This window comes from Actinomadura vinacea (genome assembly GCF_039532545.1).
Lineage (GTDB): Bacteria > Actinomycetota > Actinomycetes > Streptosporangiales > Streptosporangiaceae > Spirillospora > Spirillospora vinacea.
Map to the genome: position 1 here is coordinate 425,526 of NZ_BAAARW010000002.1, position 21,293 is coordinate 446,818.

General features: G+C 73.3%; 23 protein-coding genes. 8 read left to right on the top strand and 15 right to left on the bottom strand.

Annotated features, from left to right (window positions below):
• Positions 1-200 precede the first annotated feature (200 nt).
• The 4 genes from ABD340_RS03830 to ABD340_RS03845 all read left to right on the top strand — a co-directional run bounded on the left by ABD340_RS03830 (position 201) and on the right by ABD340_RS03845 (position 2,522).
• On the top strand, positions 201-641 hold the full coding sequence (locus tag ABD340_RS03830) for an HNH endonuclease (protein ID WP_344586992.1): 441 nt from the start codon (positions 201-203) through the stop codon (positions 639-641).
• 129 nt (positions 642-770) lie between these two features.
• On the top strand, positions 771-1,037 hold the full coding sequence (locus tag ABD340_RS03835) for a hypothetical protein (RefSeq protein WP_344586993.1): 267 nt from the start codon (positions 771-773) through the stop codon (positions 1,035-1,037).
• 315 nt (positions 1,038-1,352) lie between these two features.
• Positions 1,353-2,378 (top strand): coiled-coil domain-containing protein, encoded by a 1,026-nt coding sequence (locus ABD340_RS03840; protein WP_344586994.1) that lies wholly within the window; start codon positions 1,353-1,355, stop codon positions 2,376-2,378.
• A gap of 18 nt (positions 2,379-2,396) precedes the next feature.
• Complete coding sequence (locus ABD340_RS03845) at positions 2,397-2,522, top strand: hypothetical protein (protein WP_344586995.1); 126 nt, start codon at positions 2,397-2,399, stop codon at positions 2,520-2,522.
• Here ABD340_RS03845 and ABD340_RS03850 read toward each other — a convergent pair.
• Positions 2,516-3,562: a Gfo/Idh/MocA family oxidoreductase gene (locus tag ABD340_RS03850; protein ID WP_344586996.1), complete on the bottom strand. Its 1,047-nt coding sequence runs from the start codon at positions 3,560-3,562 to the stop codon at positions 2,516-2,518. The genes ABD340_RS03845 and ABD340_RS03850 overlap by 7 nt on opposite strands.
• Positions 3,563-3,664: 102 nt before the next feature.
• A complete protein-coding gene (locus tag ABD340_RS03855) occupies positions 3,665-4,459 on the bottom strand; it encodes a class II aldolase/adducin family protein (protein WP_344586997.1) in 795 nt (264 codons plus the stop codon).
• A 117-nt stretch (positions 4,460-4,576) separates the two neighbouring features.
• On the opposite strand from ABD340_RS03855, the gene ABD340_RS03860 reads away from it, so the two are divergent.
• Genes ABD340_RS03860 through ABD340_RS03870 form a run of 3 tightly spaced genes read left to right on the top strand, consistent with a single transcriptional unit; the run spans position 4,577 to position 7,001 of the window.
• Complete coding sequence (locus tag ABD340_RS03860; RefSeq protein WP_344586998.1) at positions 4,577-5,764, top strand: RsbRD N-terminal domain-containing protein; 1,188 nt, start codon at positions 4,577-4,579, stop codon at positions 5,762-5,764.
• Entirely contained in the window at positions 5,761-6,612 is an 852-nt protein-coding gene (locus tag ABD340_RS03865) for an LLM class flavin-dependent oxidoreductase (protein ID WP_344586999.1), read from the top strand. Before ABD340_RS03860 ends, ABD340_RS03865 begins: the two co-directional genes overlap by 4 nt.
• A gap of 59 nt (positions 6,613-6,671) precedes the next feature.
• Positions 6,672-7,001 carry a DMT family transporter gene (locus tag ABD340_RS03870; RefSeq protein ID WP_344587000.1) on the top strand — a complete coding sequence of 110 codons (330 nt, stop codon included), beginning with the start codon at positions 6,672-6,674 and terminating at the stop codon, positions 6,999-7,001.
• On the opposite strand, the gene ABD340_RS03875 is transcribed toward ABD340_RS03870, so the two are convergent.
• The 8 genes from ABD340_RS03875 to ABD340_RS03910 form a co-directional block, all read right to left on the bottom strand.
• On the bottom strand, positions 6,988-7,368 hold the full coding sequence (locus ABD340_RS03875; protein ID WP_344587001.1) for a YkvA family protein: 381 nt from the start codon (positions 7,366-7,368) through the stop codon (positions 6,988-6,990). The genes ABD340_RS03870 and ABD340_RS03875 overlap by 14 nt on opposite strands.
• A gap of 37 nt (positions 7,369-7,405) precedes the next feature.
• Positions 7,406-7,945: a hypothetical protein gene (locus tag ABD340_RS03880; protein WP_344587002.1), complete on the bottom strand. Its 540-nt coding sequence runs from the start codon at positions 7,943-7,945 to the stop codon at positions 7,406-7,408.
• Positions 7,946-8,062: 117 nt separating this feature from the next.
• On the bottom strand, positions 8,063-8,812 hold the full coding sequence (locus tag ABD340_RS03885; RefSeq protein ID WP_344587003.1) for a hypothetical protein: 750 nt from the start codon (positions 8,810-8,812) through the stop codon (positions 8,063-8,065).
• Positions 8,813-9,031: 219 nt separating this feature from the next.
• Complete coding sequence (locus ABD340_RS03890) at positions 9,032-10,438, bottom strand: aldehyde dehydrogenase family protein (RefSeq protein ID WP_344587004.1); 1,407 nt, start codon at positions 10,436-10,438, stop codon at positions 9,032-9,034.
• A 71-nt stretch (positions 10,439-10,509) separates the two neighbouring features.
• A complete protein-coding gene (locus tag ABD340_RS03895) occupies positions 10,510-11,007 on the bottom strand; it encodes a hypothetical protein (RefSeq protein ID WP_344587005.1) in 498 nt (165 codons plus the stop codon).
• Between the two features lie 120 nt (positions 11,008-11,127).
• Entirely contained in the window at positions 11,128-11,688 is a 561-nt protein-coding gene (locus ABD340_RS03900; protein WP_344587006.1) for a hypothetical protein, read from the bottom strand.
• A gap of 15 nt (positions 11,689-11,703) precedes the next feature.
• A complete protein-coding gene (locus ABD340_RS03905; RefSeq protein WP_344587007.1) occupies positions 11,704-12,303 on the bottom strand; it encodes a hypothetical protein in 600 nt (199 codons plus the stop codon).
• Between the two features lie 127 nt (positions 12,304-12,430).
• Complete coding sequence (locus ABD340_RS03910; RefSeq protein WP_344587008.1) at positions 12,431-14,569, bottom strand: DUF6077 domain-containing protein; 2,139 nt, start codon at positions 14,567-14,569, stop codon at positions 12,431-12,433.
• A gap of 340 nt (positions 14,570-14,909) precedes the next feature.
• On the opposite strand from ABD340_RS03910, the gene ABD340_RS03915 reads away from it, so the two are divergent.
• Positions 14,910-15,383: a hypothetical protein gene (locus ABD340_RS03915; protein WP_344587010.1), complete on the top strand. Its 474-nt coding sequence runs from the start codon at positions 14,910-14,912 to the stop codon at positions 15,381-15,383.
• Positions 15,384-15,399: 16 nt separating this feature from the next.
• Here ABD340_RS03915 and ABD340_RS03920 read toward each other — a convergent pair whose 3' ends face one another.
• The 5 genes from ABD340_RS03920 to aceA form a co-directional block, all read right to left on the bottom strand.
• Positions 15,400-16,383 (bottom strand): ABC transporter ATP-binding protein, encoded by a 984-nt coding sequence (locus ABD340_RS03920; RefSeq protein WP_344587011.1) that lies wholly within the window; start codon positions 16,381-16,383, stop codon positions 15,400-15,402.
• A gap of 28 nt (positions 16,384-16,411) precedes the next feature.
• Positions 16,412-17,272, bottom strand: coding sequence for an ABC transporter permease (locus ABD340_RS03925; RefSeq protein ID WP_344587012.1), 861 nt, complete (start codon positions 17,270-17,272; stop codon positions 16,412-16,414).
• On the bottom strand, positions 17,265-18,053 hold the full coding sequence (locus ABD340_RS03930; protein WP_344587014.1) for an ABC transporter permease: 789 nt from the start codon (positions 18,051-18,053) through the stop codon (positions 17,265-17,267). The genes ABD340_RS03925 and ABD340_RS03930 overlap by 8 nt, the downstream gene beginning before the upstream one ends.
• A 105-nt stretch (positions 18,054-18,158) precedes the next feature.
• Positions 18,159-19,661 (bottom strand): M1 family metallopeptidase, encoded by a 1,503-nt coding sequence (locus ABD340_RS03935; protein WP_344587015.1) that lies wholly within the window; start codon positions 19,659-19,661, stop codon positions 18,159-18,161.
• Between the two features lie 311 nt (positions 19,662-19,972).
• Positions 19,973-21,268 carry an isocitrate lyase gene (gene aceA / locus ABD340_RS03940; RefSeq protein WP_344587017.1) on the bottom strand — a complete coding sequence of 432 codons (1,296 nt, stop codon included), beginning with the start codon at positions 21,266-21,268 and terminating at the stop codon, positions 19,973-19,975.
• Positions 21,269-21,293: the final 25 nt, after the last annotated feature.

The following is a 21,293-nucleotide window of genomic DNA, read 5'->3' on the forward strand; positions in this document are numbered from 1 at the left end:
GCCGAAAAACGCGTTGCCGCGGCCAACGAAGATCGGCACTCTGAAGGTGGCCTCCGGAAAGTCCGTGAGGCCGGGAAATTAGCGGACCATTCCATTCGCGTTCAATGGTGATCGTCGCGCCGTTAAGGGCGATCGCCCATTGCTGGGACGGGTGGGCGCCGGCCCGCCGGTGGAGTGGTCGGTACGGGAGGAGGTGGCCGATGAACGTGCTCGTACTGAACGCTTCGTACGAACCCTTACAAAACGTGGACCTGCGGCACGCCATCCGCATGCTGGTGCGTGAGGTGGCCGTCGTCGAGGAGGCGGAGGAAGGCCGGACGATCGGCCGCTTTCCCGTGCCGCGGGTGCTGAGACTGGTCAGGTACGTCGCCATGCGGTGGCGGCACGGCAGGCGCCCGCCGTGGAGCAAGCGCGGCGTCTACCTGCGCGACCGTGGGCAGTGCGGGTACTGCGGCAAGCACGGTCACACCATCGACCACGTCCTGCCGCAGTCGAGGGGTGGCGGCGACACCTGGGAGAACACCGTCCTGGCCTGTGGTAAGTGCAACAACCGCAAGGGCAATCGCACACCGCGGGAGGCGAGCATGCAACTGCGCACCAAGCTCCGCGTCCCCAACTGGAACGAACTGGTCCCCCGCTGAACCCCTGGGGGCGGCCCCAAAAGGCCGCCCCCATTCCCGGCCTTGCACAAGATGCCCGAGTGCCCTGCAGTGGCCATGGTGAGTGCGGGGAGTGTGGTGTTTCGTGGGCTATATCTTTCCGATCACTTCATGATCAGGGGATGGGCGGTAGTTGCCGCGGGGGAGCGCTCACCAGGGCGTACGGTCGCGCAGGTGCTGCCCTGGACGGTCGTCGGGATCACGCTCGGCCTCCGTCCTCCGGCCGTCGCCGCCGTGCTGTCGGCGGACCCGGTCGCGGTCCGCACCCGTGAGCCCGGCGAGCGCGGCAAGGGCCGGCTGGCCACGCCCGCCGACTACGTCTTCGTCCACGGCGGCGAGGATGCCGGGTCCTCGCCGGTGGTGGTCTTCCGCCGCTGACGCCCGGTCCGCGATCCGGGATCGGTCCGTGGCGCGGGCGGCCGCGGGCGCTTCTTCGCGGTCCGGAGAGTGATCTGCGTCGCCCGTGCCTCGCCGGGCGGAAGTGCTGCACGGGACGTGATGTGGCCGTGATGTGGGGGCGGCAAAAGCCTTATCGCCGGGCGTGTGACGCGATCGGGGCCCGCGCATTCGAGTGATCCGAAATGCGCGGGGTAGTTCATGGGTAACGCTATGTGTTGTCGGGACTGTCCGGGGGTAATTGGGTGATTGTGGTAGCGTGCCGCCAATCTTCTCGTTGGTGCTAAGGAGAAATCAGTGGCGGCCCTCGATCCTTACGGCAGGAAGCGGAGCCCGTTCCGCGTGCGCGCGGCGCGGGGCTTCGCGGTGGTGGCGCTGCTGGGGGCGGCCTCGGCGACGCTGCCGGCGGCCGCGGGGGCGGCCGGAGTGCCCGCCGCCCCCAAGGATCCCGGCAAGGAGCTCGCCAAGCTAGAGAAGCGCGCCACCCAGCTCTCCAAGGAGTACCGCGGCGAGCTGATCACCCTGGACGAGGCCAAGAAGGCCGCCGACCGTGCCCGCAAGGACGCCGAGCGGCTCGCCCAGGAGTTCGACGTCGCGCGGTCCGACGTGAGCAGGATCGCCGCGTCCACGTACATGACCGGCCAGATGGACACCACCTCGATGATCTCGGCCGACGACCCGCAGGCGGCCGTGCGCGGCGCCGCGGTCATGGAGCACCTGTCCCGGAACAACGGACGCCGGATCCAGAGCCTGGAGAAGCTGTCCGCGCAGGCCGCGCAGTCGCAGAAGACGGCGCGCACCAAGGTCGACCAGGTGCGCCGCGAGGTCGAGGACCTCGAGAGCCAGCGGGCGCGGGTGCGCAAGCTGCTCGCCAAGTACAAGCCGGAGCGCCCGGCCGCGTCGGCCGGGAACTCCAGCGGTTCGGCGGGTCGCCCCGACGGCGCCAGCGGCACCAAGTCGCCCATCACCGGCAACTCGATGACCGCCCGGATGCGCACCGCGCTGGTGGCCATCGACGGCAAGTTCGGCGCGTTCCCCACCATCGGCTGCTCCCGTCCCGGTGACCCGCAGGACCACGGCTCGGGACGGGCCTGCGACTTCATGGAGAGCACGGCCGGCCGGATGCCCAGCGCCTCGGCCCGCGCCCACGGCGACGCCGTCGCCCAGTACGTGATCGACAACGGCTCCCGGCTCGGGATCAAGTACGTGATCTGGCGCCAGCGCATCTACGACATGCGCGGCAGCGGCGGCTGGCGGCAGATGGAGGACCGCGGCAGCATCACCCAGAACCACTACGACCACGTGCACGTCTCCGTGCTCTGATACCGGATACCCCTGCTCGTGCCGCGGGCGGCGGCGCCCGCGGCGCCCGGGCATCCCGTCCACTGCGAACTGCTGGGCACCGAGCCCGTGGACGGTGTCATCGCCTCCGACCACTACGGCGTGCTCGCCGACCTGCGCTACTGATCGTCGGCGGGCGCCCCCGGCGCGGTCCTCAGCGCGGCCTCGATGATCTCCAGGCCGGCGATCGCGTCGGCGAGGTCGACCGGGGGAGGGGCGTCGCCGCGCAGGGCCCGCGCCACCTCGGCGTAGAACTGCTGATACGCGCCGGGGGCGGTGGGCTCGGGACGGTCGGCGATGAGCGTGCCCAGGCGCCCGTACGCCTCGGGCGGAGCCTGCCCCCAGCCGGCGTCCTTGGGGGTGAGGCCCGCGCGCAGCGCCTCCTCCTGGCCGTCCATGCCGGACACGGTGTACGCGGCGTCCGAGCCCAGCACCCGGAACCGCGGCCCGAGCTGAGCGGCGGTCGCGCTCATCCAGAGGTGGGACCGGACGCCGCCCTCGTGGGTGAGGGCGAGGAAGACGTCGTCGGCCGCGGCGGCGCCCGGCCTGCGGACGTCGATCTCGGCGTAGACGTCGCGAGGCCGGCCGAACAGCGTGATCGCCTGGTCGACGAGGTGGGAGCCCAGGTCGTAGAGGATGCCGCCGGCGTCGAGCGGGTCGGTGCTCTCCTTCCAGCCGCCCGCGACCTCGGGGCGCCAGCGTTCGAAGCGGGACTCGAAGCGCCGCACGGTGCCGAGGGCGCCGTCGCCGACGAGCCGCCGGACGGTGCGGAAGTCGCCGTCCCAGCGCCGGTTGTGGAACGGGATGACGGGCAGCCCGCGGACGGCCGCCAGCGCGGCCAGGGAGCGGGCCTCGGCGGCCGACGCGGCGACCGGCTTGTCCACCACGACCGGGATGCCGGAGGTCAGCGCCGTGCGGGCGAGGGGGACGTGCTGCCGGTTCGGCGCGGCGACCACGACGAGGTCGTGCTCCTCCGGGGTCTCCCACAGCCGGTCGGCGCGGTCCAGGACCGTGGTCTCCGGGTACCGGCGCCGCACGGCCTCCTGCCGTTCGGGGTCGCCGGTCACGACGGCGGAGAGCCGCAGGCCGGGCACCGAGTCGATGAGCGGTGCGTGGAACACCGCGCCGCCGGTGCCGTAACCGATGAGTGCCACCCGCAATGCCATGCGCCGATCATTTCGCATGGTCGCGGAGAGTGCGAGAATCGGCGGCGGGCGGCGCGTGACGCCCGTCCCGAAGGCCGCGCCCCCGCCCGCGCGTCTCCGGGATCACTCGAACAGGTCGGGCTGCTCGCGTGAGATCTGGTCGAACAGCGGCTGGTAGTTGATCCACCCGACCAGGTCGTTGCCGATCTGCTGGTGGGTCAGCACCGCGTTCTCGTGCTCGATCGGCACCACCTGCCCGGCCGCCTTGGCCAGCAGCTGCACCTGGCACGAGCGCTCCATGGTGATGAACCACCAGGCCGCGGCGTCCACCGTGTCGCCGACGGTGAGCAGCCCGTGGTTGCGCAGGATGACCGCCTTGTGGTCGCCCAGCGCCGCCGCGATGCGCTTGCCCTCCTCCAGGTCGGTGACGACGCCGGTGTAGTCGTCGAACAGCCCGTGGTCCTGGTAGAACGCGCACACGTCCTGGGTGATCGGTTCCAGCTTCTGCCCGAGCGCCGAGATCGCCCTGCCGTGCGTGGAGTGGCTGTGCGCGGCGGCCACCACGCCGGGACGCGCCTGGTGCACCTGCGAGTGGATGGCGAAGGCCGCCTCGTTGACCGGGTAGCGGCCCTCGACGACCTGCCCCTGGTGGTTGACCAGGATCAGGTCGCTGACCTTGATGTGCTTGAACGACATCCCGAACGGGTTGACCCAGAAATGGTCGGTGTGCTCGGGGTCGCGGGCGGTGATGTGCCCGGCCACGCCCTCCTCGAAGCCGAACCTGCCGAAGATCCGCAGCGCGGCCGCCAGCCGCTCCTTGCGGTGCCGGCGCTCCTCCGCCGCGGTCTCGAACGTCGGCGGCAGCCGGAAGATCAGGTCGGTCGCGAGCTTGTCGAGGAACTTCTCTTCGTTGGACATGGGGGCGGCTCCTTCCTACCGACACCGAACCCCACCGGCGGCGGGCTGGTCTAGGCTGGTCGGGGCCAAGGGGCATGGCGGTGATTGTCCGGTCGGGACAACCCTGTCGGAGGGGCGATGGCGGAGGTCGAGGGCTTCCTGCGGTTGGTGGCCGACCACGCCGAGGACCCCGAGCTGCTGGAGTCGACCGTGCGGGCCGCCCGCGACAGGTCCGACCTGGTCGCGGCGCTGCCCGAGGAGGAGACCCGGCGGCACACCCGCGCCCTGGTCCGGGGCGTGGTGGCGGCGCTGCGCGAGGACGGCGAGCCGGGCGAGGACGCGCTGGCCGCCGCGGAGCGGCTCGGCTCGGACCGGGCCCGCCAGGGCGTCCCGGTCGCCGCGCTGCTGGACGGCTTCCAGGCCGGCCGCGCGCACCTGGTCGGCCTGCTGATCGAGCAGGGCCGGCGGCTGCGGGTGCCCGCCGACCTGCTGCTGGACGGCGTCACCCGGATCGACGCGATCACCACCGCGCTGGTGCACCGGATGGTCCACGCGCACCGGATCGCCGAGCTGGAGATGGCCCGCACGGCCCGCGACACCCACGTCCAGATGCTGCGGCAGCTGCTGCACGGGGAGCCGCCGACCGTGCTGGCCCCGCTCGACCCCGGCGAGCCGTACCACTGCGTGGTGTCCGACATCAGCGACCCCGCCGTAGCTGGCAGGCTGGAGGTGGCGCTGACCTCGGCGGGCCCGGCGCTGTGCGGGCTGGTGGACGGGCGCCTGGCCGCGCTGGTGGCCCGGCTGCCCGACCCCGCCCGGCTGCCCGACCTGGCCGGGGACCGGGCGCACCGCCCCTCCGGGGTCCCGCTGCTGGTGGCCTCGCCCGCGGCGCGGCCCGCCGCGATCGCCCCGCTGTACCGGCTGGGCCGCCGCGCGCTGCGGGCCGGCACCGCCTCCGGGCTGACCGGGCTTCGGCCGCTCACCGATCTCGCGCTGCTCACCGCCGCCGAGGGGGAGGCCGAGCTGGGCAGGCTGCTGGCCGCCCGGCTGCTGGACGGACTGGACCCCGACGACCCCTTCCACCGGGAGCTGGCCGAGACCGCGCTGGCCTTCCTCGACCACGGCGGCCGCATCGAGCCCACGGCCGCCGCGCTGCACGTCCACGGCAACACCGTCAAGTACCGGGTGCGGCGCTTCCACGAGCTGACCGGCGGATCCCTCGCCCCTGCCGCGTCCCCGGCCGGTGCGGTCGCGCACGCCGCGCACTGGTGGTGGGCGCTGCGCGAGTGGATCCGCCGCCCCGGGGGTGGTGGGATGGGACCATGAAGATCAGCACCGTGATGTGGCCGACCGAGTCGTGGCCCGAGGCCGGGGAGCTGTGGCGCCGGGCCGAGGACCTCGGTTTCCACACCGCCTGGGTGTACGACCACATGGCCTGGCGGGGCAGCACGCCCTGGTACGACGCGTACACGACGCTGGCCGCCGCCGCGGCGGTGACCTCCCGGGTCCGGCTCGGCACCCTGGTCACCTCGCCCAACTTCCGGCACCCCGTGCCGACCGCGCACGCGGTCAAGACCATCGACCACGTGAGCGGCGGGCGGCTCACGCTGGGCATCGGCTCCGGCGGCGCCAACCGCACCTCCGACGGCGGCATCCTCGGCGGCGAGGAGTGGACGCCGCGCGGGCGCGCCGACCGCTTCGCCGAATGGGTCGGCCTGCTCGACCGGCTGCTCACCGGGCCCGGGACGACGGCCGAGGGCGCCTACTACTCGGCCCGCGAGGTCGTCACCGAACCCGGCTGCGTGCAGCGCCCGCGGGTGCCGTTCGTGATCGCCGCGACCGGGCCGAAGGGGCTGCGGCTGGCCGCCCGGCACGGCGCCGGATGGGTCACCAACGGCCGCCGCGACGGCGTAGACCCCGAGCGGGTCGTCCGGGAGCAGCTCGACGGGCTGCGCGCCGCCTGCGAGGCGGAGGGCCGCGACTTCGCCGGGATCCGCCGGCTGTTCCTCACCGGCTTCACCGACGAACCGTGGCTGGCGTCGCCGGAGGCGTTCGCCGACCTGGCGGGCCGCTACGCCGAGCTGGGTTTCGACGAGGTCGCGCTGCACTGGCCCCGGCCGGGCACGGACTGGGCGGCCGATATGAAGGTCTTCGAGGCGATCGCCGCCGCATAGTGAACGTACGCGCCCCGACCCTCCGCGCCGCCGCGTCCGTCCGCCGAAGGAGACCGCCGATGCCGTACGTCCTGCTCGCCCTCGCCATCCTGTTCGAGGTCACCGCCACCCTGTCGCTGCGCGCCTCCGAGGGGCTGTCCAAGCTCGGGCCCTCGGTGGTCGTGGTGCTGGGCTACCTGGTGTCGTTCGCGCTGATGGCCAAGGCGCTGACGTCGCTCAACGTCGGCCCGGTCTACGCGATCTGGTCGGCGCTGGGCACCGTCGGGGCGTTCATCGGCGGGGTGCTGCTGTTCGACGAGCCGGTCCGCCCGCTCACCATCGCGGGCGCGGTGATCGTGGTCGTCGGGGTGGTGGTGATGAACCTCGGCGGCGGGGTCAGCCACGGGTGAGCGGCCGGGACCGCCGGCGCGCCAGCTCCTGCCCGACGGCGAACACCAGCCACAGCAGCGCGCCGGCGTCGTCCACCACCCCGACCGGCAGCAGCACGTCGGGGACCAGGTCGATCGGCGACACGATGTAGACCACGGCGGCGGCCATGGTGAGGAGCTTGCCCTTGCCGGTGCGGTACGGCGTGCCGGGCGTTCCGCGCCGGCCCGCGGCCCGGCGCCGCCGCGCCAGCCCCGTGATCAGCAGCACCGCCCCGGCGGCCAGGACGACCGCGCCCGCGATGGTGAGGTCGACTCCGGCGGCCGACCCGTCGGCCGCCACGGCGAGCAGGGCGCCGGCGATGAGGAGGACGAGTCCGGCGACGAGCATGGGCACCTCCGGGGGGACGGCGGGTACGCGCCCGGTCTCACATCCGGTATTGCCCGCCTTCCTCGCCCCATTCCCCGAACGGCGGATCGGTTCCGGCGTCCAGCGCCGCGAGGACGGGGCCGCCCAGGAGCACGAACACCAGGCGCCGCACCTCCAGCCTGCGCGCGGCCGCCGCGGTCGCGGCGAGGTCGGGCCCGGTGCCGGCGAACGCCAGGTCGGCGTGCCCGGCCCAGTCCGGGAACGCGGTGAACTCCGGCGCCCAGACGGCGGTGCGGTGGCCGGACACGATCCGGTAGCCGTACACGCCGGCGCCCGCCGGGAGCGGGTCGACGTGCAGCGGCCCGTGCCGGAAGGGCGCCACGGCGGGCTCGCACATGCCCGTCTCCCGGGCGATCCGGCGCAGGTCGGCGTGCGCGCCGCCCTCGCGCACGAGCCAGGCGTCGACGGTCTCGGGCGGCTCGGAGCCCGCGCCGCCGTCGATCCCGACCCGGGTGTGGCCGTACTCGATGAGCAGGCCCGCCGGGGCGAACCGGGGCGAGCCCGCCGCCCCGACGCCGAGCAGGATCAGACGCGGCATACCCGGATGGTTACCCCGCGCACGCCTTCCGTCACCTCGGCGGGGGCTCGTTGTCGGCTGGGGACAATGGGGCGGGGGAGGGCAAGGCCCGTTCCCGTTCCGGGACCCGGAGCGGGATCACTCGTAGATCTGGCCGCACACCGCGATCCGGGCCAGATCCGCCCAGCTCATGGTGGCGATGTCGCGGACGTAGGAGCGGGGCTGCGGAGCGTCGTCGGCGGTGGGCAGCGGTATCCGGGCGCCGTCGTCGGCGTCCCAGCCGCCCAGGCTCCCGGCCACCGCGCACTCCAGGTACGTCGCCGGGTCGAAGTTGTACCAGCGGCGCGGGGTCGCGCGCAGGCCCGTGCCGGGCGGGCGCGGCGCGTCCACGCCGAAGCGGGCCCGCGGGCCCGGCGGGTGGGTCAGGAAGTCCTCCAGGTCGGCGAGCTGGGAGAGGATCACGCGCTCCCAGTCGGCGTATCCCTCGGGCTCGTCACCCGGCAGCGACAGGTCCTTGGTGCTCCACGCCGGGTCGAACTCGGCGGGCGGCACCCCGGACGCGGCCGAGAACATCGCCGCCACGTCGTCGGCCTCGAGCCGGTCGAGCCCGGACAGCGGCGCGCTGACCTTCCACAGCGCGCGCAGGAACGCCGACAGGGACCACGACGCGGCCCGCGCCTCCTGCCCTAGCTGCAGGAAGTGCAGGTAGAGCTCGCGGTTGGTGCGGACGGTCGGCCCGGACGGCCCGGACACCCAGTACGTCTGCTTGTGCGGAACGCCGCTCTCCATCGCCAGCACCTGCGCCAGGGCCGAGACCCGGGACTCGTGCGTCGCCATGTGGAACTCGTTGCCGTTGTCGTCCTGGCGCAAGACGTCCCAGGTCTGCATCCGGCGCCCTCCACTGTCGGGGATGTGGTGGTTGCTGCCCCGCGCAGAGAGTGTCGCATTTCCATGGTTATTCACCAGTATTGGCCCTATCACTTTCCGGACTCGAAGTCGTGACCTTCTGCGCATGAATACGGGCGGCGGGCCCCGGCCGGATCATCCCGTGATCCGGCCGGGGCCCGCCGCCCGTGGGAACGCGCTCGGTGCGGGCGTGGGGAACGATCAGCTCTTGGCGCGGTGGAGCACCTGGATCTCGGTGAAGCCGTACAGGCCCCACGTGCCGTTCTCGACGCCCACGCCGCTCCACTTGAACCCGCCGAACGGCTGGTGCGGGGCCAGCGCCAGGTGGGTGTTCACCCAGGCGGTCCCGCACTCCAGCCGCCCGGCGACCTCGGCGGCCCGGTCGGCGTCGGCGCCCCAGACCGAGCCGGACAGCCCGAAGTGGGTGCCGTTGGCGCGGGCGAGGGCCTCGTCCAGGTCGCGGTACTTGATCACCGGCAGGGCGGGGCCGAACTGCTCCTCGTCGACGATCCGGGTGCCGTCGGCGACGTCGGCGAGAACGGTCGGCTCGAAGAAGTAGCCGGGGCCGTCGATCGGCTTGCCGCCGGCCGCGGCCCGCGCGCCGCCCGCGAGCGCGTCGGCGACCAGCTCGCCCACCCGCTCGAACTGCGGCCGGTTGTTGATCGGGCCGTACTGCACGCCCTCGGTCATGCCGTCGCCGACCTTCGCCGCCGCGGCCCGGTCGGCCAGCGCGTCGACCACGTCGCCGTACAGCGACTCGGGGACGTACACCCGCTTGATCGCCGAGCAGACCTGGCCGTTGTTGGTGAACGCGGCGCGGAACAGCTTGTCGGCCACCACCGCCGGGTCGGCGTCGTCGAGCAGGATCGCCGGGTCGTTGCCGCCCAGCTCGAGCGTCACCCGCTTGAGGTCGGGGGCGGCGGCCGCGGCCACCCGCTTGCCGGTGGCCACGCTGCCGGTGAAGCTGATCTTGCGGGGGATCTCGTGCCCGGTCATCCAGGCGCCCAGCCCGTCGCCGCCGGTGACCACGTTGAGCACCCCGTCCGGCAGCACCCCGCGCAGCGCCTCGCCCAGCTTGAGGCTGGACAGCGGGGTGAACGGCGACGGCTTGAGGACCATCGTGTTCCCGGCCAGCAGGGCGGGTGCCAGCTTCCAGATCGCCAGCAGCAGCGGATAGTTCCACGGGGTGATCGCCGCGACCACGCCCATCGGGCGGCGGACGACCTCGACCAGCGCCTTGTCGTCGTCCTGGATCACCTCGCGGGGCAGCTCCAGGTCGGCGAAGTACTTCAGCCAGACCCCGGCGCCGAGGACCTCCGTGGTGGCGTCCTTCAGCGGCTTGCCCTGCTCCAGGGTGAGGACCCGGCCGATCTCCTCCGACCTGGCGAACAGCAGGTCGGCGGCGGCCTGGAGGGCCTTGCGCCGCGCGGCCTCGTCCGCGCGCCATTCGGGCAGCGCGTCCCGGGCGGCGGTCATCGCCTCGTCGAGCTGCTCGGGGCCGCAGTCGGGCGCCTGCTCGGCCACCTCCCCGGTCGCCGGGTTGATCACGCCGAACGTGCGCGGCGCGGTCACGGCCCGCCCGCCGATGGTCATCGTGAAGTCGGACACGTCGATCCTCCGGTTCGTACGCCTGCCGAATGGCGTTCAGTATTCACCCCGGGGGGCGGCGCGGGCCACCTTCAGGACCGGGCCCGCTCCGGCGCGGCGGCGAGCCAGGCGGCCGCGGCGGCCGCGCTCTCCGGGTGGCCGGAGTCCAGCGCCCGGCGGGCGGCCTCGGCGGCGCTGGCGGTGTCGTTCTTGCGCAGGCGCAGGGCCCGCAGGTGCTCCCACGCCACGCCGGTCAGCTCCGGATCGCCGCTTCCGGTCGCGGCCAGCGCCAGCCGTTCGGCCTCGGGCAGGTCGCCCTCGTCGGCGGCGATCGCGGCCAGGCCGATCCGCGCCCAGCCGGCCCGCACCGCGCGGCCGGGCTCGCCGCCGAACTCGACGTTCAGCTCGAACAGCGCCCTCGCCTCACCGGGCCGCCCGTCCCGGTAGCGGTCCATGGCGGCCCGGTGGACGTGGTCGAGCGCGGCGTCCACGCGGCCGGGCTCCAGCTCGGCGACGCGGTGCAGCGGCGGCCGGACGGCGGCGGGTTCGTCCTCCCGCAGCGCCGCGACCAGCTCGGCCCAAGGCGACATTCCCGTTCCCCCGCCCGTAGGTGATCATTGCGATCGCACAACCTACACAGCGGGCGGGCCCGCTGGTGGCCGAACGCGGGAAACGCCGTCGCCGGGCCGGGCCGGGGCCGGTCCGCGACCTCAGGTGTCGAGGAGCCGGTCGACGAGCTCGCGGTAGCCGCGGAGCGCCTGCCGGAGCCGCTCGGTGTCCGGTGCGGTGCCGGGCGCCGTGCCCGGCGCGCCGTCCGCGTCCGCGGGCTGCGACTCCTCCAGGGCACGCTTGCGGTCGGCCAGGGCCCGGCCGATCGCGTTCACGACCTCGGCCGCCAGCTCGTCGGCCCCGTGGACGGCCCGGACGGGGTCGTCGACGAAGTCGGTCTGGATCTCCCGCCAGCGGCGGCGGAACCGGTCGGCCGCGCCGGCGTCCAGCAGCCGCTCGAGGTGGCCGGCGGGCCCGTGGTCCGTGGGCTCGGAGACCCCGGCCCGGTGGTTCGCGGGCTCGCGCGCCTCGGGCTCGGGGGCTCCGGGCGGGGCCGCGGACGCGGGCGGCGGCCCGGCGAGTTCCTCACCCGGGACGTGCGCGTCAGGCGCGGTCTGCTCGGCCGAGGCCTCGGGCACGCCCGCCGGACGGCCGGCGACGCGCCTGTCCTCGTCCGGGGGCCGGTGCAGGGGATCGGACGGTGTGTTCGGTTCTGGATTCATGGTGGGCATGGCGGCTCAGCTCCCGTGCGCCTTGCGGCCGGTGTGGTGCCCCGGCACCGGCGTGTCTCCGGAACGCCCTCCCGCGGGCACCAGCAGCAGCTCGTCGAAGAGCGCGCGGTAGTGCACCATCGCCTGGCGCAGATCCTCGGTGCCGGCCTCGTCGCGGGACGCGCGGGCGCTGATGTCGTGCCCGCGCCGGTAGTGGTCCAGCGTGCGGCCGTGCTCGACCGACAGGTGCTCGACCCGGTCCTCGAAGTCCCGGGTCGGGTAGCCGCGGTCCCCCATGACGACCATCACCAGGCGGTCGGCCTGCTCGACGGCGTCCTTGGGGGTGTCCACGAACTGCTCCTGGACGTGCTCCCACTGCTCGCGGTAGCGCTCGCGCTGCCGCGGCTCCAGCTCGCGCAGGTCCAGCTCGTCGTGGCGCCGCTGGCGGGTCATCAGCTCGCGTTCGGCGGCGGAGCGGTCGCCGTGCTGCTCCACGGCGCGGTCGTACTCGGGGCCGAAGCGCTGCCGGAGCCGCCGGGTGCGGGCCCGGGACCACAGCAGGTACCCGGCCCCGGCCACCAGCGCGACGATCACTACGGCGAGGACGACCATGAGGATGGTCGACATTCTTCCTCCCAGTGCCTGTGATCCAGTGCGTGCGTTGTGCGACTGGACGATGCACCGCCGATGCCCCGACAAACGCCTCCAAAACGGACTTCCATCCTGGAACTGGTGCCAGAGCGTCGATCCCGGGTCAGGTACGTCCCGGGAAGACGCAGGTCAGCTTGCCGACGCGGGACCGGTTCCCGTAGCCCGCGGCCTCCAGAAGGCGCAGCCCGTCCTGGTCCGACCGCCGCGCGCACGCGGCGGTCACCCCGGTCCGGCGCAGCGCCGCGCGGGTCTCGGCCGCGGACGGGTCGGCCGCCTGGGGCGAGGTGACCAGCGTCGTCAGCAGCAGGCGGTCGTCGATGAAGGCGCGGGGGGCGGGGAGCAGCCTCAGATAGTGGCTGTTGGGGTTGATCGCGTGGTCCCTGGTCGACAGGAGCGGCACCGCGCGCATGTACTGCTGCGGCATCAGCACCACCTGCGGCCGTCCCGGATCGTGGGCCCGGCCTGCCCGGACGACGGCCAGGGCGGTGGACAGGTTGCGCTGGGGGAACTTCCAGGCCGGCCGGTGCGTCACCGTCGTCCCGTTCTGGCCGGACCACAGCGGCACGCCCCCGACGACCATCGCCGCGCACAGCGCGACCGGGACGGCGGCCGGGAGCGCGCGGGCGAGATCGCCGCGAGCCGCGGCCGGCCGCAGCCCCTCCGGCGGGCGGACCGCGGCCAGCAGCCCGACCAGCGCCGGCGCCGGCACCACCCACATCGTGCGCCACATGACCTGGGCCGCGCCGGTGGCGTCGGCGATGACGTCCAGCACGCCCGGCACGAGCAGCAGCGTCGCCACCCCTGCCACCCCCGCCGTGATCAAGGACGGGACGCCGGGCCGGGCCGTCCGCGACCCGGCCCACAGCGCGCAGCCGGTCAGCACCCCCATCGTCGCGCTCAGCAGGACCCACGAGTAGCTGACGGGTGCGTCGGTGAACGGCCCGACGACGCTGGTGTCGTGGTGCAGCACCACCACCGCCAGGCCCGCCGCCAGCGGGTAGACCATGGCCGCGCACGCGGCGGCGCCGGTCCGGACGCGCCCGCTGAGCACGAGCGGCGCGGCCGCGGCGACGGTGACCAGCGGCACCACCAGGGTCGCCGACGACGACAGCCCCACCGCGGCGACCCCGGCGGCGGTGAGCAGGACCAGCCCGCCGGCGGTGCGCCGCTCCGCCCAGCGGGTCAGGTGGACGTACAGCAGCGGCACCATGATCGAGACCATCATCGCCTTGCCCTGCCACATCCGGAGCAGGTGGAAGGAGCCCAGCGACGCCTGGCCCACACCCGACCACAGCAGGTAGGCGGTGGCCGCGACGAAGCAGGCCAGGGCCCAGCGCGGCGCCCACTCCCGTACCAGCCGCCACAGCGCCCACACCGCGACGAACGTGACGGCGGGCAGCACCGCGTACCAGAGGAACGAGGTGGGGTGGACGCCGGTGAGCCGGGCCAGCGCTCCGGCGAGCACCTCGACCGAGGAGACCGGCGGCTCGCCCGCGATCGGCCCGAAGGACCCGGTGGAGAAGATGACGTCGTGCTGCGGGATCCGTCCGTCGGTCCCGGCCGCCACCGAGCGGGACACGAAGTAGGCGTCGTCCCCGTCGGGGTTGACCATGAACCAGGAAGCCGCCGCGAACGCGCCCGCGGTCGCGAACGCGACCAGCGAGCCCCACCTGTCCCCGAACGAGTTCCCGGACGAGTCCCCGGGGCGCTCCCGCGGCGGAGCGCCGGCGTCCTCGGCCGTGCCGGGGGCGCGGCCGAGGCGGAGCACCCCGTACGCGGTCGCGGCCACGCTGATCAGCCCGAGGGACCAGGTGCACCACCACGGCACGCCGGCCTCGTGCAGGCCGGCCGACGTGCCCGCGCCCACCCCCGCCAGCAGGGCGACCGCGGGCACCAGGCGCGGCACCCCGGCCCAGGTCCGGACGGGGGAGTCGCGCCATAGCCCGCGATCCGCGGGAGCGCCCGTGCCGCCCGCGTCCACGGCGCCGCGGCCCGCCCTCGAACGCCGCCACAGCACGTACCCGGCTCCGGCGGCGGCCGTCGCGACGGCCCAGACGGCCAGCAGCACCCAGGTGGGCGGCCGGACCAGCAGGCCCGCGTGGTACACCAGGGTCCAGAGCGCGAACGCGATCACCAGGCCGTCGGTGCCCCGGTCCAGCGCGCGGGTGAGCGCCGCCCCGGGCGCGAACGGGCCGCCCGGAGCCGTGCCGTGGTCCTGTTCCGGCCTCACGTGCTCGTCCAATCGGACCATTCCGTCCCCCAGCTCATGGTCGTCGCCGCCGCCACCGGCCCCGCCGGCGGAGCCTGACGGCCCATGCGCACGGCGGGACGGGGCGAGCGGACCGGCTCCCCGATCCACCCTCTGTGATCTTGCTGTGTGGGACGTTTCATGCATTCGGCCAGTTCACCTGCAGGAGTGGTCGGAAGCGGACGCGGGTCTGTGGCGCCTTTGCCGTCAAGAGCGCGACTCAATGTGATAAAGACGGAAGTGCTGCGACGTACGGGAATCGCATGCTGTGATGGGGTTGATACGGCCGCCCGCGCGGCAGGGTGCGGGCTCCTGCGATGGGATGTGATGCCCGGTGCGCCACGCGTTCGGTTTTCTGCTCGGCGTCCTGCTGACCCCCGCGCTCGCGTACGGGGCGGCCTGGGGCTACGTCCAGGCCGGGCAGTCCTTCGACGGGGCGGGGCAGGAGATCACCGACAGCACCCGGATGTACGGGGCGTTCGCGCTGCTGGCCGCGGTGGGCCTGGTCACCGGCGTGATCATCGTGGCCCGCTGGGCCTCCCCGCTGGTGTCGCTGGTCCCCGCGCTGGCGCTGCTGGGCCTGTCGGTCTACTTCCTGATCGACCCCGGCCGGGTGCTGGACCTGCCCGCCAAGGTGCCGCCGGCCGGCGACCTGGACTTCGGCCTGCGCATGCTGCTGGGCTCGGGGATCTACGCGATGATGGGCTTCGCGCTGCTGATGCCGACGTGGGCGCCGCGCCGCTGGGGCGCCGACCGCGAGGACGAGGAGACCGCCGCCGAGGCGTACTACCCCGCCGTCCAGCGCTGACCGGCGCCGCCGGGCGTCACGGCACCACCGGGCGGCCGGGACGCTCGTAGGCATGGTCCCCACGGTAGAGGCGGGCGACCACTTCTTCGATATCGGCCTCCCGCAGCGCGATGTCCCGGACGTCGTACCGGCCCGCCAGCGCCGCCACGACCGCCGCCGCGTTGGCCGCGTGGGGCAGCCGCAGCCACTGCCGGGGACCGTCGGCCGCCACCACCTCCACCTCCGGCAGCGCGATCGGCGGGCCCGGCCGGGCCAGCTCCACCACCAGCACCCGGTCCGGTTCGACCGTCTCCCGCAGCCGGTCCAGTTCGCCGTCGTAGGCCAGTCGGCCGTGATCGATGATCAGGACGCGCCGGCACAGCCGCTCGATGTCGCCCAGATCGTGCGTGGTCAGCAGGATCGTGGTGCCGCGCTCGGAGTTCAGCCGCTCCAGGAACTCGCGCACCGTCGCCTTGCTGACCACGTCCAGCCCGATCGTCGGCTCGTCCAGCACCAGCAGCTCGGGATCGTGCAGCAGCGCCGCCGCCAGATCGCCGCGCATCCGCTGGCCCAGGCTGAGCTGCCGGACCGGGGTGTCCAGGAACGGCTCCAGCTCCAGCAGCCCGGTCAGCTCGGCCAGCCGGGCCCGGTGCGCGCCCGCCTCCACCCGGTACAGGCGCCGGATCAGGGTGAGGCTGTCGCGCAGCGGCAGGTCCCACCACAGCGTGGTGCGCTGCCCGAACACCACGCCGATCCGCCGGGCCAGGGCGGTGCGCTGCCGGGACGGGTCCAGCCCGCACACCCGCACCCGCCCCGACGACGGGGTGAGGATCCCGGTCAGCATCTTGATCGTGGTGGACTTGCCCGCGCCGTTGGGCCCCAGGTAGCCCACGAACTCCCCGTGCTCGACCGCGAACGACACCTCCCGCACGGCCTGCACCGTCGTCCGCGCGCGGCGGATCCCGCGCCCCGTCCGCTTGCGGACGGTGAACGCCTTGGATACGCCCTCGACCTCGATCATGCCCGATGCCCCCTCGCAGCCCTGGTCCTCAGCTTCCCGTCGACCGGTAGTGCCGCAGCCCGCTCCGCCAGGCCGCGGCCGCCACCGCGCATACCGCCGCGGCCACCACCGGCGAGGCGAACCGCAGCCACTCCGGCAGCCCGGTCGGGTCGGGCCGGTCCAGCACGTACAGCGTGGGCTGCCAGTTCACGAACGCCAGCGGCACGACGAACGTCAGCCCGCGCACCAGGTCGCGGGCGAACATGTTCATCGGGTACTGGGTCAGGAACGAGCCGCCGTTGGTGATCGACTTGGTGGCCGCGTGCCCGTCGATCAGGACGAACTGCACGGAGGCGGTCAGCACCCACAGACCCGAGAACAGCGCGGCGCCCGACAGCACCATCACCGGGACCATCGCGATCCGGCCCGCGTCCCACGGCGCCTCCAGCCGCGGCAGGACCAGCGCCAGCACGGCGACCGCCGGGATCAGCTTCCCCAGCCGCCGCGGCGAGAAGTCCTCCGTGGCGATCTGGATCAGCGGGCTCACCGGCCGCACCAGCATGGGGTCCAGCGTGCCCGCGCGAATGTGCCGGCCGAGCCGCTCGGTGGAGCCCAGCAGCACGTCGCCCACGGCGAACGCCAGCGCCGAGGTGCCGTACAGGAAGACCACCTCGATCGCGGAGAACCCGGCGATCTCCGGCGTGTGGGCGAACATCAGCACGATCGCGGCCAGGTCCAGCGCGCCGACCGCCGCCGCGCTCAGGCTGAGCAGGAACATCGACACCGGGTACCGTGCGGCGGCCCGCACCCAGGTCCAGGCGAGCAGCGCGTACATGCCGACCGTCCGGTCGCAGGCCTCCGCCAGGGCCGAGCGCGCGGCCGCCTTCTCGGCCACGGTCCCCTCAGCCACCGTCGATCACCAGCCTCCGCCGCGCCGCCAGCGTCATCGCGCGGCCCGCGGCCAGCAGCACCACCGCCCACAGCGCCTGGAACGCCAGCGCCCGCACCAGCTCCGCACCCGTGTGCTTGCCGAGGAACACGTCGGCCGGGACCTGGATCAGCGCGGCCCACGGCAGCGCCTGCGCCAGCGTGCCCAGCCGGCCGGGGAAGGCCACCAGGGGCAGGAGCAGGCCGGAGAAGAACATCGCCAGGATGAGCGAGATCGCCTGCAGGCCGCGGTCGTCGTGCAGCCAGAACGTGCCCAGCGCCACCGCATAGCGGATGCCGAAGCCGACCAGCACGCCCAGCATCACCGCCAGCGCGAACGCCGCCAGCGTCCCCGGCCCCGGGATCCGTATCTGGAACACCAGCACCCCGGCGATCAGCGGCGGGCCGCCGCGCAGCAGCAGGGTCGCCAGGCCGCGGGCCAGGTCGTCGGCCAGCCACCACGCCTGCAGGTCGGCGGGCCGGTGCAGGTCGATCGCCACGTCCCCGCTGCGGATCCGCTCGGTCAGCTCCAGGCCGCCCCACAGCTGCACGGGCCCCACCAGCGCCTGGGTGAGGAAGGCGAAGGTGACCGCGTCGGTGACGTCGTAGCCGCCCAGCGACGGCCGCTCATGCCACAGCGCGATGAGGATGTAGGCGCGGATGAAGCCGAAGGCGGTGTTGGTCAGAGCCTCCGCGATCCCGCTGAGCGGATAGGCGGTGTGCCGCCGGAAAGCGAACCACGCGACCCACGGAAAGACGCCCACTTGGGGTGAGCATACGGAAAACCGCGGCGGACATCCACGCGAATTTCGTTGTCCGGGCGAGCCCGGCGCTCGGTCAGCGCCGGGCTCGCCCGGAGGCGGTCCGTCCTACGGCAGCGAGGGCTTGCCGGGGGAGTAGATCCAGGTCTGGAAGAAGGCGTCCAGATCCTGGCCGGAGACCTGCTCGGCCAGAGCGGTGAACTGCTCGGTCGTGGCGTTGCCGTACCGGTGCTTGGTGGCCCACGTGCGCAGCAGCGAGAAGAACTTCTCGTCGCCGATCCGCTCCCTCAGGAACTGCAGCACCATCGCTCCGCCGGCGTAGACGCGCTGGTTGAACATCGTGTCGCGCTGCGGGTCGGCGATCACTACCGACCAGAACGGGCGGCCCGCCGGGTCGGGGAAGGGCCGGGCGGCATAGGTGGCGCGCACCGAGTCCTGGACGGTCGCCCCGCCGTGCTGCTCGGTCCAGTAGAGGTGGCACCAGGTCGCGAAGCTCTCGTTGAGCCAGATGTCCTTCCACCGCGCCGGGCTGACGCTGTCACCGAACCACTGGTGCGCCACCTCGTGCGCGATGGTCGGGGTGTCGCGCACCGCCGAGTACACCGGCTTGCCCTGGGTCTCCAGGGAGAAGCCGAGCGGCTGCCCGTTGAACCGGGCGTCGTCGGCGATGGCGCCGATGGTGTTGAACGGGTAGGGGCCCCACTTGGTCGTCCAGAGGTCGGTGGCCTCGCTCGTCGTGTTGAAGAAGAAGTCCACCGCGTCCGGCTGGCTCTCGATCAGCGTGGGATCGACGGCGACGTAGTTGGGCGTGCCCAGCGGCGTCTTGCCCGTCTTGACCTCCCACTTGCCGATGTCGATCGTCGTGAGGTACGTCGCCATCGGGCTGTCCTCGCGCCACTTGAAGGTGGACGCCGCGGTCGCCGACGCGCGCCTGCTGAACGACGCCCGGCGCTCCTCGCGCGAGGTCAGCACGCCGTTGGCCACCGCCCGCAGGCCCTCGGGAACGGTGATGGTGTAGTCGTAGGTGGCCTTGTCGCTCGGGTGGTCGTTGGACGGGAACCAGGTCGAGGCGCCGTTGGGCTCACCGCCGACGAACGCGCCGTCGGGCGTGTGCAGGAACCCGTACGGTGAGCCGAAGACGATGGGCGATCCGACGATCGTCTGCGGGACCCCGCCGTAGGTGATGGCGACGGTGAACGTCTTGCCGGCCCGTATGCCCTTGCGCGGGGTGACCGTCAGTTCCTGGCCGCGCCGCTTGAAGTCGGCCTTCTGCCGGTCGACCTTGACGCGCTCCACGTCCATCCCGGACAGGTCGAGATTGAAGCTCGACAGGTTCTGGGTGGCCTTGGCGGTGAGGGTCACGACCCCGTCGAGCTGGTCGAACTCGGGGTCGTAGGCCAGGTTCAGCGAGTAGTGGCGGGCGTCGTAACCGCCGTTGCCCTCCAGCGGGAAGTAGGTGTCGCCGACGCCGGACGCGCCCGGGGCGTAGCGCAAGGCGGCGGTGGCCGAGGCGGGCATCGCCGGGGCCAGGACGGCGAGCCCTGCCGCCGCGATCGCGACCGGCAGGGCTCGTGGGTACGGCAGGCTGCGTGGGGTACGGCGCAGTGCCATGGGGCCTCCTCCATCGTTGTGTGATCAAGAGGTACGCACAGACCTTGATCCCGCGCGGAGGGCGGTGTCGATGGTGCTGCCGGAATCGGCCAACTTGAACCCCATTTGCCCGCTCGCGTGTCGGCCCCGGTCCGCGGACCCCGGCCGCACGTCAGGCGCACGTCAGGCGCACATACGCGGACCTCAGAAGGCCCCTCCTCCGGGTGTAGGAGCGGAGGAGGGGCCTTCTTCGCGCCGGCCGGGGCTGGGCCGGCGTCCTCAGTGAGCCTCGTGCCGAGGAGAACTGAGGGGACTGGGGGGACTCGGGTCGTCTAGTGGAACTGCGCCTCCTCGGTGGAGCCCTTGAGGGCCGTGGTCGAGGAGTCCGGCGCGATGGCCGTGCTGACCTGGTCGAAGTAGCCGGTGCCGGCCTCGCGCTGGTGCTTGACCGCCGAGAAGCCGCGCTCGACCGCCGCGAACTCGCGCTCCTGGAGGTCGACGTAGGCCGTCATGCCCTCGCGGGCGTAGCCGTGGGCCAGGTCGAACATGCCGTGGTTGAGCGCGTGGAAGCCGGCCAGCGTGATGAACTGGAAAGTGAAGCCCATGTGGCCCAGCTCGCGCTGGAACTTGGCGATCGTCGCGTCGTCCAGGTGCTTCTTCCAGTTGAACGACGGCGAGCAGTTGTAGGCCAGCATCTGGTCGGGGTACTCGGCCTTGACCGCCTCGGCGAACTTGCGCGCGACCTCCAGATCGGGCGTGCCGGTCTCCATCCAGATGAGCTCGGAGTGGGGCGCGTACGCCTTGGCGCGGGCGATGCAGGGCTCGAGGCCGTTGCGGACCCGGTAGAAGCCCTCGGCGGTGCGCTCGCCGGTGAGGAACTCGCGGTCGAGCTCGTCCACGTCCGTGGTGATCAGGGTCGCGGCCTCGGCGTCGGTCCGCGCGATGATCAGGGACGGGACGCCGCTGATGTCGGCGGCGAGCCGGGCGGTGTTGAGCGTCTTGACGTGCTGCGAGGTCGGGATGAGGACCTTGCCGCCCAGGTGCCCGCACTTCTTCTCGGAGGCCAGCTGGTCCTCCCAGTGCACGCCCGCCGCACCGGCCGCGATCATGCCCTTCATCAGCTCGAAGGCGTTGAGCACGCCGCCGAACCCGGCTTCGGCGTCGGCGACGATGGGTGCGAGGTAGTGGGTGGCGTCCGCGTCCTGCCCGCCGCCTTCCGACCACTGCACCTGGTCGGCGCGCAGCAGCGCGTTGTTGATCCGGCGGACCACGGCCGGGACCGAGTTGGCCGGGTAGATGCTCTGGTCGGGGTAGGTCTGCCCGGCCAGGTTGGCGTCGGCGGCGACCTGCCAGCCCGACAGGTAGATGGCCTTGAGCCCGGCCTTCACCTGCTGGACGGCCTGCATTCCGGTGAGCGCGCCGAGGGCGTGGACGTAGTCCTCCTCGTGCAGCAGCTTCCACAGGCGCTCGGCACCGAGCCGGGCGAGGGTGTGCTCCTCCTGGACCGAGCCGCGCAGGCGGACGACGTCCTCGGCGGTGTAGGTCCGCTCGATGCCCTGCCAGCGCTCGTCGGTCTCCCACTGCCTCTGCAGCTCCTCGGCTGCGCCCTTGAGGCGACTATCGCTCATGATGTGCCCTTCTGTGTCGTCCCCT